Source organism: Luteirhabdus pelagi (assembly GCF_016827595.1).
Taxonomy (GTDB): Bacteria; Bacteroidota; Bacteroidia; order Flavobacteriales; family Flavobacteriaceae; genus Luteirhabdus; species Luteirhabdus pelagi.
On record NZ_JAECMS010000001.1, the window covers coordinates 637,309 to 649,729 of the forward strand.

The 12,421-nt window shown below is 41.5% G+C and carries 4 protein-coding genes; 1 reads left to right on the forward strand and 3 read right to left on the reverse strand.

Annotated elements, in window-relative coordinates; translation table 11 throughout:
- Positions 1-8 precede the first annotated feature (8 nt).
- Complete coding sequence (locus I4Q58_RS02950) at positions 9-1,121, reverse strand: serine hydrolase domain-containing protein (RefSeq protein WP_203293535.1); 1,113 nt, start codon at positions 1,119-1,121, stop codon at positions 9-11.
- 274 nt (positions 1,122-1,395) lie between these two features.
- Between I4Q58_RS02950 and I4Q58_RS02955 the strand changes: the two genes are divergently transcribed.
- Positions 1,396-2,418, forward strand: a complete 1,023-nt coding sequence (locus tag I4Q58_RS02955) for a hypothetical protein (protein ID WP_203293537.1) — start codon at positions 1,396-1,398, stop codon at positions 2,416-2,418.
- 151 nt (positions 2,419-2,569) lie between these two features.
- Here the strand turns inward: I4Q58_RS02955 and I4Q58_RS02960 are convergent, their stop codons facing one another.
- Both I4Q58_RS02960 and I4Q58_RS02965 read right to left on the reverse strand, forming a co-directional pair.
- Positions 2,570-5,566: a KAP family P-loop NTPase fold protein gene (locus tag I4Q58_RS02960; protein ID WP_203293539.1), complete on the reverse strand. Its 2,997-nt coding sequence runs from the start codon at positions 5,564-5,566 to the stop codon at positions 2,570-2,572.
- A gap of 1,106 nt (positions 5,567-6,672) precedes the next feature.
- Positions 6,673-12,129, reverse strand: coding sequence for an HYR domain-containing protein (locus tag I4Q58_RS02965; RefSeq protein WP_203293541.1), 5,457 nt, complete (start codon positions 12,127-12,129; stop codon positions 6,673-6,675).
- Between the last annotated feature and the right edge of the window lie 292 nt (positions 12,130-12,421).

The following is a 12,421-nucleotide window of genomic DNA, read 5'->3' on the forward strand; positions in this document are numbered from 1 at the left end:
TTTAGGTTTTAAAATACTGGACCAATAACTGCATTCAATCCTTGAATAAACGGTATGGCCTTATTACTATTTGTAAAGAAAACGATTCCAAATTCTTTTTCGGGCAGGACCATCATATATGACTGAAAATCATGGTTGTTCCCAGTATGCATATGCATTAGCCCGAACTCAGTTGGTTTCTGGGCCATTCCCAACCCCCAGCCTGTCTGACCGATCTGTTGTTTTAATGGGTTATCATCCTTAAAACGGGTGTGTTCCCTAAACATTTCTTCAAAGGTATTTTCCTCTAGGCCCTGTCGCTGGAGGAGTGCAATCAAAAAACGAGCGTATTCACTGGCTTCGCTATGTAGACTGGAAAAGGCATTAAAAGTCTTTCCACTCCAACCTCCGTAGGAGGGATTATTCTGTGTGGGATTACCATCTTCATCATGTCCAAATGCTTTATGCTTTGCTAAATAATCGTCCCATACAAAAGTACTGTGTGACATATATAAAGGTTTGGTGACCTCTTCTTGAAAAAGGGCATTTAGGTCGCTTTTAAAGCCCATGTCATTTAGCTTTCCGATTATTGCGGCCAAGTATTGGAATGCCTCTCCCGAGTACATGAAATCTGTTCCAGGTTTAAAGGCAAGTTCAATCGGTTCGCCATTTGAGTGATTGGGAAAACCTGTTCGGTGAGAAAGCACCATGCGAGCGGTAATTAATTTGTATTCCTCTTGTGATTGCACGGCAATCCCAGGGTGAGGTAAATACTCAAAAAGGGGTTTGTCGAGATCAAGAACTCCCTTTTCTACCATCTTCAATACAAAGTATGCAAAGATAGGCTTACTCAAGGAGGCTCCTTCAAAAATGGTCTTTTCATTGACCGGTTCCATCGTTTCAGTATTGATTACGCCAAACGTATTGTGATAGACGATATCTGAACCGTTGACTATTGCTATTGATAGGCCGGGTAGTTGCACTGCCTCAACAATACTGTCTATTTTTTTATCTAGTTGTGGGATATTGAGGGTAGCCCCACCTACTGTCCTTACTTGTGTTTGTGAAAAACTATTGGAAAAGGTAAATATAGCCAGCAAAAGCAGAAATAAGGACTTGAATTCTTGTGTTGTTTGAATCATCTTATTGATTTTTAGTATAATTATATGTTTTATGCAAGCGCTTACATTCTTTGGACAAGGTGACTTTAAAAAATGTTACAAGAAGAATCGCAAAAAACCCTTCCCGACATTTGTTTTCTTTCGAGAACGGCCACAATCATAGGAACTAATACCTAACTCTAATAGCAATAATTGATAAAAAGGGAATAACCCTTTCAAATAAGGGGCTTCCCCCTCTTTTATAAGTATTTGATATACAATAGCTTTTGGGTAGTATTAATCAATAATCCCTATTATGAAACATTCAAACAAAATTTTTCAGAGAGGTTTGTTCTTCCTCCTAACAATTTCTTTCATCGTTTCTTGTACTGTGGACGATAAACTAGAATCACCGACAGAAACCGATTTGGTCATACAGGAAAAGGCTGCGGGAAACATCCTTGAGTTTGGTTCGTTCCAGGAATTGGAAACCTTTATATCAGATAGGCTCACAAGCCATAGGGACCTACTTGATGAATCAAGAAATATGGCGTCAAGTATGGGCTACTATTCATTGTTATACCTCTACAATTCCAACTTAGCGGAAATTGATAGCGTTGGTCTCAGGTACGAGGACATTCCGATCGTCAATTCGTACGACGACATGTTGCACCTTTTACTCAACCAAGATGGAGAAATCAAGATTGAAGATAAAACGTATCGAATAGACGGTGAATTTGTCTTTCAGTACACCCCTACCTCGGAGCGATTTATTGATCAATTCTTGAGAGAGTATACCGAGGGGACTATTCAACTGGATGTAAACGAATCTGTTGAATACGAAAATGATCTATTGGTATTCAGACATGAAAATGATGAGATCATTGAATTTGTTTTTGATGACGAGAGGCAAACTCGGGGCATTACAATTAATGATAATTTTAGTAATTGCAGTACCTCACATCGCATGAAGTCAAAACAGTTTGATGGATTCTACCTTTTTTACAGTTCAATAGGTGCTTCGACAAAGATTCAGAAAAGAAAGCGATTTTGGTTTTTTGGATGGCATTATTACTGGAGTACTGTAAAAAGATACAACCGCTTGGAATATGATGTCGAGTACACTGGAAATTCCACACTGGGATATCCTCCGGTCACATTTACAAAAAAAGGTCATAGATATTGCCATTGCAATTCCGCAAGCAAGACCTTTGACTTTGCTGTTGGTATCCCTGCACCGTATAACTTTTCACCGAATTCAGGTGCCGGGGAGACGGTACATTGGGCACATGAATTTACATGTAATCCCGATACAGAACACCGCACTATCAACTATTAATAATATAGATAAATGTTAAATTAGGGTCGTCTAAGGGTTTAGGCGACCTTTTTATAGGTAAGTTATTCTTTTCTAACCGTAACTAATATTTGCCTATTAATATTCAAAAAAACGCTGAAGAATGGCATAAATTAAATTGAACCTGATATTACTAATAGTCTTCTGGCTGTATAGACAAGAGTTTAAGTAATACATCTTCATTTTGCGTTATTTGACTATCCTGAACAATTAATTCGATTGTGGTTTTGTTCCGACTTAATATTGACTTGTAATGATTAAGAATTTTAACCTCAATATCTTCAATATATTCTGAACTAAATCGCAACTTGGTGATTAATCTTCCATCCCTCTTATAATACAGGTTATTAATAAAACCAGGCACCACTTTTGAACTCATATTAGTATATGTGGTTTCGAAAACCTCATCGGAAAAAGACTCAATGAATATCTCAACAACATTCTGGTAGTCATCTCTCCCTTTAGGATCATTTTCCATAATGATTTGATATCTATCGAGTATTAAGTCAAATTCTTTAAAATCAAAGCGTAGAAAATCCGAAAAATAACTTAAGTAGTCCAAATTCAAGAAATCTAAATACTCATCTAATCCTATATCTTTTCTTTCAGATATTTTATGCTTCACAAACATCATATACTCATCTTTTGATCCAAATATTGTAGCAGCATGATCGGATGTTTTAGCCATATGAACAGTAAAGGCATCGAATTCTACCATTTGAGCACATAGAATGTTAATTTCATTATTCTCCCAAAAATCAATAACTAATGGATTTATTTTTTCCGCCGAATAAAATTTTCTAATATTATGGTAAGCATTGTAAAAGCTATAATCATCAACACTCCATAAGACTTTATCCTTTTCTTGCAAAATTGCTTTATAAATATTTAAAGCCTCCAGTGCCAAGAGCCTGTTTTCAGCCCCCCATTTATTTATTTGATATCGATTTTCATTCTCCTTTAAAAAGGAAAGCAACTCTAATTTTCTAAAAGAATCGTAACTTTTATTTAGATATTCATTTCTAACTATATTCCACAAATTATTATTATCATGCAGTACTGATCCTTGTATAAATTCTAGAATAGTTTGAAGAACTTGAATTGTGTTTATATCTCTATTATCTACCTTATCGTATATAAATAATAGACTTTCAATAATATTCCTTACCTCAGTAGCATTCTCTGGTGAATGAAATCGAATCCTATCTAATATAGCTTGTGCCTGCCCTTTATCTAACTGGTTTTTAAGCTCTAAAAAACCTTCTGGACCGGAAATAATATTTTTAAACTCTGGATGAGTCAAATCACCTAGAACATTTTTCTGCTGTAATAGTTTCCTTAAGTTTTCGCCGAATTTGATCGAAGTATATTTTGGATTCTCATTTTCCTTTCCAAATAGTGCTATAAATGTTTTTCCTAATAGAATTTTTTGCCGTTTTGATAGAGCTGATTGTTCGTTATAAACATTCTCATTATCAAGGTGAGATGTTAATTCATATTCTGCGAAATTTGGATTAAATCGACCGCTATCACCATAAAATCTAGTTTGTCTTAAAAAATCACTAACAGTTGTTTGATCGTCTTCTTCATTATTTACCGCTTTTTTTAACTCACGTAACCTGCTGTCCATATCATAGGGCAGAATCTCCCACCAATTATTATTTAGCAATTTTATTGCAGACGGAAATGTCATTTTTAAGTAAGTATAATTTAAAAAATCATTAGTATCCAGCTCGTCCGGCAAAGAACGATAATCAAATATCAGCTGATTTAATAGTCTTTTGACACCTCTGTAATTAGATATGTAATCATCAAATAGGTTATTAGTTTTGTAGACAGCTTCTCTTACTTCATCAATAAATCTTTTCTCATTAACTAAATAAGAATTCTCAAGCAACTCCATAAAATCCTCCTTTAATTGATTATTATCTATTTCTGGAAGATATATTTCTAACTGAAAAAATTTATCTACATAGGAATGATCTGTAATATCATTGTCCTTCATTAGCGTCGCAAGCACATACTCTTTATCAAGCGCCATCACGAATATAAAATTTCGAAAATTGGCAGTATTTCTTACTAATTTTAATACCTGCAATACTTCCCTGCTAGACAATCGGTCTAAGTCATCAATAAAAATCACAAACCTCCAATCCATTTCCTTTAGAATTGAATTTATTTTTTCATATAAATCTACGGATGGGCTACTAAGGGTTGTGCTCGGAATCTTTGAAGTGAAAAACTCCTTTAGGTTCTTATCTTTATAAAGCTTTAAAAGCTTGTCAGAATAGTCAAGTATAAAACTAGCGAGCTTTCCATTATGAGAACTAATTTTCGAACTTAATAGCTTAAAGAATTCAGAAATAATATCTGTTTCACTATGATTTAAATAAGGCAAGAATTTAATCCAAATAGTCCTTTCTAATTGTTCACCTTCCATTTTCCTCTCCAACAATTCTATCAAACTTGACTTACCATTTCCCCATGGCCCGACTATTCCAATTGAGAATGAGTTTTCAAAATGAGAATCTTTTAGAAATTCAAAGAGAGTTTCTGCCCTTGCTTTATAGTTCAATTTATCACTGATAAAACTAGAAATAGGATCATCAGCTACAAAAGGAGTACGGGAGAAATCAGTTGACTTTCTAATATAATTTCTCCAAACAAAAACTATTAACCCTATTAATAAATAGGCAATCAATGTAATACCTAATAGATCTACATATTTGAAAGTGGATTGCCCAACATTAATGAAATACCAACCATCTCTATAATTCTGGAATCTAAGAACAAAATAAATCATGGAAATGGCCAATACCAAGAAATCAGTAGTAGGTGACGGTCTGTATCCTTTTAGTAACAACTTATATATAAGAAATATCCAGAGGAATACAAACAGGCACAGAATATATAAAAACCTAAACGATGTTAGTGCTGTTTCACTAATTGTCAGATGACAAATTAATTCATTTATTACACCATTAAATATCCATAATCCCAAATAGAGCAACGATAGTTTTATTACCCTAACGGTATTCGATGATTGGAATACCGTATCTAAACGATACGTAATTATATTCTTAGATTTGTTATAAGCTCTTTTGATTTGTTCATATCTAATAATGCTCATAGACCAATAGATTTTTCAAATTTGTTTGAATTACAAATCTGGAAAAATGGGATTAAATATTTTAATAGCAATTGGGAGAGTTTCCCAAATATAAAATATTCTTAATTGATGCCATAAATTCTTAACCTATATAAAACCATATTTCAATATAAAATATTTAAAAATGAATAATAAATGTTAAAAAGTGACCTATTCGGTGAGTACTAAAAATAAGGGGCTCGGAAGCCCTTGTTTTAAAGGGATTTTTAAGTAAGGTTCTGGTCCCTCCGGCTCCACAATTAAGCGCAAGCCCTGCAACGAAAGTTGCGGGGTTTTGTGTTTTGTGACACTTCGGAAAATCATTTCGGAAAGGGGATCAAAACACGAAACGGCATTGCCTCGGCAATACAGGGCTTGCATTTACAGGATGGGAACCAAGGGAACACCGTAGGTACCCCCCCTATCGCCGTCGGGCTTCGTTTCGGTAGGTAGGGAGCAGTGTGATCCGTGAACAGTGAACAGTGAACAGTGAACGGAATCAAGAATTGAGAATTGAGAATTGAGAATTGAGAATTGAGAATTGAGAATTGAGCAATAATAGCAAAGAAGTAAGGAAGTAAGGAAACAAAGTGACAAAGAAGCAGATAAAATTAATGCAACCTTTTCCAATGAATTTCGCAACTATCTAAAGACTAAAAACTACAGACTACGGACTGAAGACTACCGAAATTTTTAATTTAAAAATTTGACGATTTGAAAATGAATGTTATTTCTTCAGTTCCAAAGGAGCAGAGAAATAAAGTGACAAAGAAGCAAAGTTGCAGAGAAACAAAGGATCAGGGAGGCAAAGAATATCGAATACCGTTTGAAGCTTACGGCCTATTGCCAACAGCATACAGCGTACAGCCTATTTTGGAATTTGGAATTTTTGCCGTGGGTGAGCGGTGAACAGTGATCTGTGAGCTGTGAATGGTGAACAGAGTCAAGTTTCAAGTACTAGTAGCTAAAAAACAGAAAAAAGAGCAAAGAACAGAGCAAAAGCAATTGCTCAACCGAACTGGGAAACAAAAAAATAGTCCAGTACGTTCGTACTGGACTATTTGTTCTAATGGAGTAAGCTATAGCTACTACTCCTTGATCAATCGTTTCGTTATCTGGCCACTCTGTCCGTATATTCTAACATAATAGGTGGCAGCAGCGAGTCGACTGACATTTATCGTGTTGATGGTACCCACACCCGAAAGGGTTTCGGTATAAACCAATCTTCCTCTTTGATCATATATCTCAACTTTTTTCAAGTCGATACCCTGTGGGTTACTAATGTTCAGGATATTATCGGTTGGTACCGGATATATCGATAACGATGCGAAATCTTGACGAGGATCTTCCACACCTAGTTCGGATTCTACCGTCAGTTCAAACGCACAAGTTCCCACATTTCCATATTCGTCTGTTGCCGTTAACGTAATAACGTGAACGCCATCAGGAAGTGGTGTTCCTGCAGCAGGTTCTTGACTTGTTATGGTTATTGAATCTGTACAGTTATCAAATGCCGTCGCTTCTCCTGTTGCAAAATAATCGGGCAGGATGTAGAATAGATTACCCTCTCCTGGATCCACGGTCTGATTTGCTGGACATGTCACTACTGGAGCAAGTACGTCAACAGCTGTTACCGTTGCAGTACAGGTTGAAGTGTTTCCATTACTATCTTGGCTGAACACCTGAACCGTTACTGGCGTACCAATATCCGCACAGCTAAACTCGGTAATGTCTACGGCTACCGTTTGGATACCACAGACATCATCATTAGAGGCTATCACATTGCTTGGGTCCAAGGTTGCGAATCCATCCACTCCTATCTCAATGGTGAAATCCTGACATACAAGCTCTGGGCTAGTGTTGTCCTGTACCGTTACCGTAGCGGTACATGTTTCAACATTTCCATTAGTATCGGTGACGGTTAGTACGACAGTGTTATCTCCAATATTTGAACAATCGAAGATATCGATATCAAGATCGTAGCTTGCAATACCACAGGCATCGGTAGAACCGTTGTCAATATCAGTACCCAGAACTGTCGCCAATCCAGTAATCGGGTCGAGTTCTACCGTTATATCCTGACAGGCTACTACTGGCGCTGTTACATCTTCAACAGTAACAACTGCAGTACAAGTCGAGCTGTTTCCATTCACATCGGTTACCGTAAGTACTACGTTGTTAGCACCCACATTGGAGCAATCGAACGTATCGATATCTATAGCAGTACTTGCTACACCACACTGGTCTATACTTCCACCGTCCACATCGGCTGCCGTGATCCCGGCAATTCCGTTGGCGTCGAGTTGAATGGTAATATCTTGGCATACCGCCACTGGCGCCTCATTATCGTTTACCGTAATGGTAAAGCTACAGGTACTGCTGTTCCCGTTTGCGTCGGTAGCCATGAATTCGATAGTATTTACCCCTACAGGGAACTGGCTACCACTAGGGAGGCCTGCTGTTTGTTCTACCGTATCAATACCACAGTTATCCAACGCTATCGGCGTTGGGAAGGTAACCGTAGCAAAACAGTCTCCTGCATCCGTATTTGCCGTGATATCGGCTGGACATGCAATGGATGGTGCAATAGTATCCTCGACGGTGACTGTGGTTGAACAAGTGGAAGTGTTTCCATTCACATCCGTTACCGTTAGGGTCACCGTGTTCGCGCCTACATCGGCACAGCTAAAGTTCGTGACATCAATGCTCGTACTTGCGATTCCGCAGTTGTCAGTGCTGCCATTATCGATTTCCGTGGCTGTGATGCTCGCTGCTCCACTGGCATCAAGCTGTACCGTGAATGGAGCTGCACAATTTGCCACTGGCGCTACATTGTCCGCTACCGTTACAGTGGTCGTACAGGTATCGGTGTTTCCGTTCACATCGGTCACCGTTAAAGTCACCGTGTTTGGACCGACATCGGCGCAGGTGAAGTCCGTGACATCAATGCTCGTACTTACGATTCCGCAGTTGTCAGTACTGCCATTATCGATATCGGCAACCGTAATGCTCGCCGATCCGCTGGCATCTAGCTGCACGGTGAATGGCGCAACGCAGTTGGCCACTGGGGCTACGCTGTCCGCTACCGTTACCGTGGTCGTACAGGTATCGGTGTTTCCGTTCACGTCGGTCACCGTTAGGGTCACCGTGTTCGCGCCTACATCGGCACAGCTAAAGTCCGTGACATCAATGCTGGTACTCGCGATACCACAGTTGTCAGTGCTTCCATTATCGATATCTGCAGCCGTAATGCTCGCCGATCCGCTGGCATCTAGCTGCACGGTGAATGGCGCAACGCAGTTGGCCACTGGGGCTACGCTGTCCGCTACCGTTACAGTGGTCGTACAGGTATCGGTGTTTCCGTTTACGTCGGTTACCGTTAGGGTCACAGTGTTTGGACCGACATCGGCACAGGTGAAGTCCGTGACATCAATGCTGGTGCTCGCGATACCGCAGTTGTCCGTGCTGCCATTGTCGATATCGGCTACGGTAATGCTCGCCGTTCCGCTGGCATCTAGCTGCACGGTGAATGGTGCAACGCAGTTGGCCACTGGCGCTACGCTGTCCGCTACCGTTACCGTGGTCGTACAGGTATCGGTATTTCCGTTCACATCGGTTACCGTGAGGATAACCGTGTTCGCGCCTACATCAGAGCAGGTGAAGTTTGTCACATCAATGCTGGTACTCGCGATGCCACAGTTGTCCGTGCTGCCATTGTCAATATCTGCAGCCGTGATGCTCGCTGTTCCGCTGGCATCTAGCTGCACGGTGAATGGCGGAACGCAGTTGGCCACTGGCGCTTCATTATCATTGATGGTAACATCGAAGCTACAGGTTGCGGTGTTCCCTGAGGCATCTGTTACCACAAAGGTGTTTGTCGTTGTTCCAACCGGGAATGTACTTCCTGAAGCCAACCCAGCGGTTTGTACTGTCGTTGGGCTTGCACAATTATCTGCTCCTACAGGAGTAGTATAGGTAATGACTGCCCCACAAATTCCAGGATCGCTGTCTTGAACAACATCGCCAGGACATGTAATGGTCGGAAGCTGTGTGTCGTTTATCGTGACATCGAAGCTACAGGTTGCAGAGTTCCCTGAGGCATCGGTTACCACAAATGTATTGGTCGTGGTACCGATTGGGAATGTGCTTCCAGAGGCAAGTCCTGCCGTTTGGGTCACTTCGATAGTACTGTTATATGTAATGGTTATTTCACCATTTCCTTGGCGAACTCCTTGGGAGTGGACCACGTCGGTAACCGTTGGGGCAGTATAACTGCTTCCACCTCCACCGCCTCGGCAGTTTCCACTTCCAGCACCGCCATAGTAACCAGCGCCGCCGCCATATCCTTCGCAACCACAGCCATTGGGCGAACCTCCAAATCCGAGACCGCCGGCAACACTAGGGTTGTTAAAGCTAGCACAGGTACCATTTCCGCTGGACGTTTGTGTTCCAGGGTCGCCTCCAGGGTTAGCTGGGGTGCTTCTATAGCCGGCCCCGCCTATGAGACCGCCCCCAAGGCCACCCCATACATGCTGGCTAGACCAATATCCGGCACCGCCACCGGCGCCTGCCACAACAATTCTATCAGTTAGGGCAGTACCCCCTACACGAATGTCAGAGGCACCTCCACCACCGGCACCGGCAGATTCTCCATTTCCTCCACCGTTCCAGCCGCCAGTTAGCCCTGTAGGCTGTTCTCCAACGTAGATATATAGTGTTTGGCCAGGGACTACTGGAATTGTGGCTTCTACGCCTCCTCCATAATTTACATTGTTAACCCAATTGGCGCCTCCTTGCGCGCCGTACACAACGGCCTGAATTTCCGTAACGCCTGCTGGCACCACAAATTGCTGAGGGGCTCCCGTATAGGAGAATGTCATTGTACCCGTTGATCCGGTTGAACAATTATCGCTTACCGCTGGCGCGGTATAGGTGACTACTGCGCCACAGGCATCAGGATCGTTATCTTGGGTAATATCGGATGGACATGTAAGTGTCGGTGCAATCGAATCTTCCACGGTTACCGTTGTGGTACAGGTATCAGTATTTCCGCCCGCGTCGGTTACTGTAAGGGTAACTGTGTTTGAACCAACATCGGCACAGGTGAAGCTGGAAACATCTATGCTCGTACTGGAAATGCTACAGTTATCCATACTCCCATTATTGATATCGGATGCAGTGATACTTGCTTCTCCATTGGTATCAAGCTGAACCGTGAATGGAGCTGCACAATTTGCCACTGGGGCTATGTTGTCCTCGACCGTAACCGTAGTTGTACAGGTATCGGTGTTTCCGCTTGCATCGGTCACTGTTAGGGTCACCGTATTTGGACCGATATCGGCACATGTAAAGCTGGAAACATCGATGCTCGTACCGGTGATGCTACAATTGTCTGTGCTACCGTTATTGATATCGGTAGCCGTAATGCTCGCCGCTCCACTGGCATCAAGCTGTACCGTGAATGGGGCAACACAGTTGGCCACTGGCGCTACGTTGTCCGCTACCGTTACGGTGGTCGTACAGGTATCAGAATTTCCGCCCGCATCGGTCACTGTTAAGGTCACGGTATTTGGACCGATATCGGCACAGGTGAAGCTGGAAACATCGATGCTCGTGCTGGCAATGCTACAGTTATCAGTGCTTCCGTTATTGATATCGGCAGCGGTAATGCTTGCCAAGCCACTTCCATCCAATTGAATTGTAAAGGGAGCGACACAGTTGGCTACAGGTGCAGTGTTATCAACACCAGCATTTATGCTAATCGACTGGTTTGAAGATTCGCAATCATTGGCATCTCTTATTCTTACTTGATATGTACTTGGCGCCAGGTTTGTAAATGTTGAAGAAGCCTGATAGGTAGTGCCCCCATTAATAGAATACGAATATGGGCTCGTTCCTCCCGATGGAGCAGTAATGGCAATAGTACCGTCATTTGCACCAGGACACCCTTCGTTTGTAGGTGTCGCAGTAAAACTTAATGTAGGGCATACTACTCCACCACCAGTAATCGTGACGATATAATCTTCTACTTCCCCGTTAAAACCGGTCTCACAGGGACCCACAACCGGTGTGGTTCCGTTCTTCGCAATGATCCGCATACGCGTAGGTCCATTGCTTGCGGATGCAGGTACCGTTATCGTACGGTTAAGCGAGGTACCACCACCAAAAGGGATACTGCCACTTCCAGTAAACACGGTTTCGCCAGGATCGTTAAAATCCTGGTCCTGATTGAAATCTATATAGGCAGCATATGCATAATCGCCCGCATTGGAGCGATCTACACGAACTATTACCTGATTTGTATTGGGTGCAGTTGGCGTAGGGCTGTAGGTGGCTCGAGAGCCCAAGCCCGTAAAGTCTCCATAGTTGCCCCCAGAGTTTGTTTGGTTGCAATTGTTAAAAGGGTTTGAGGTTATAGGAAAACAGACTTCTCCTATAAATGCTCCATTTCCTGCCGAACCAGAGGTTGTACAGTATTGAGCGTTGCTTTCATTTACGCCAAAGAATATGGCAATAAACAAAAGCACATAAGTAATGCTTTTCATGATTTGGGGTTTTTAATTAAAGGGCGTAAAAGTATAAAAAAATGTTAATAGCCATATACGTGTTAATGCGTATATATGAAGGGAAGTAGTTGGTTGCAATATCTTTAATTTAGCTATTGAATTACAAAGCCAAAAGAAGATTGCTGGTATCCATGAACGATTTGCTAAGAGCTAGAAACGAAGTATCAAAGAAGCAAAAAATACCGCATACAGCCTAAGGCTTACAGCTTACAGCCCATTTTGGAATTTGGAGCTTGAGATTTGGAATTTTTTTAGTGAACCGTGAACTGTG